This is a genomic window from Streptomyces sp. AC602_WCS936 (assembly GCF_019049125.1).
Classification (GTDB): domain Bacteria; phylum Actinomycetota; class Actinomycetes; order Streptomycetales; family Streptomycetaceae; genus Streptomyces.
Genome location: NZ_JAGMUF010000028.1, coordinates 1 through 887, shown reverse-complemented (window position 1 = coordinate 887; position 887 = coordinate 1). Strand labels below are relative to the sequence as shown.

Genomic DNA, 887 nt, shown 5'->3' with positions numbered 1-887 from the left:
AGAGGTCCTAACAAAGGCGTTGGACGTGGCGGTGGGTGATCAGGCAGATGGCGAGGCTGAGGAAGGCTTCGTGGATGTCGTCGCGTCGTTCCCAGCGGATCCGCAGGCGGCGGAAGCCGTGGAGCCAGGCGATCGTGCGCTCGACGACGTAGCGGAAGATACCCAGGCCAGTGCCGTGCGGCTCGCCTCGTTTCGCGATCACGGGGCGAATCCCTCGCTGCCAGAGCAGGCGGCGGTACTTGTCGTGGTCGTAGCCGCGGTCGGCCAGCAGTGCGTCGGGGCGTCGGCGGGGTCTGCCGACCCGGCCTGCGACGGCGGGGATCTTGTCGAGCAGCGGCTCGAGTTGGGTGACGTCGTTGCGGTTGCCGCCGGTCAGTGACACCGCGAGCGGGATGCCCTGGCCGTCGACGACGAGGTGGTGCTTGCTGCCCGGCCGTGCGCGGTCGACCGGGCTGGGCCCGCTTTTGGGCCCCGCCGGGCAGCCCGCACGTGCGAGGCGTCGATCACCGCCCGCTCCCAGTCCAGCTGGTTCTTCGACCGCAGCTCGTTTAACAGCAGCTGGTGGAACTGGTCCCAGACGCCGGCCTCGTTCCAGACCGCGAGGCGCCGCCAGCAGGTCATGCCCGAGCCGAAGCCGAGTTCCTGGGGCAGGTACTCCCACTGGATGCCAGTGTGCAGGACGAAGAGGATCCCGCACAGGGCCTGGCGGTCCGGCACCCGCGGTCTGCCCTCGGCCTTCTTCGGACCCGGCTTCGGCAGCAACGGCTCGACCAGCGACCACAGTTCATCCGACACGATCCACGGCCGCGACTGACGGTTTCCCATACCCACACCTACGAGCAGAGAGGCCGACAGACTCATGATCAGCCGCTTTTGTTAGAGCCAGT

At 68.2% G+C, this 887-nt stretch carries 1 protein-coding gene; it reads right to left on the bottom strand.

What is annotated here, in order from left to right; all coding sequences use genetic code 11:
- Positions 1-7: 7 nt before the first annotated feature.
- Positions 8-825, bottom strand: a protein-coding gene (locus KUM03_RS12230) for an IS5 family transposase (protein WP_254399242.1) whose coding sequence is annotated in 2 segments (ribosomal slippage) — positions 8-493 and positions 496-825 — 816 coding nt in all. Because the reading frame shifts where the segments join, the coding sequence is not laid out codon by codon here.
- Between the last annotated feature and the right edge of the window lie 62 nt (positions 826-887).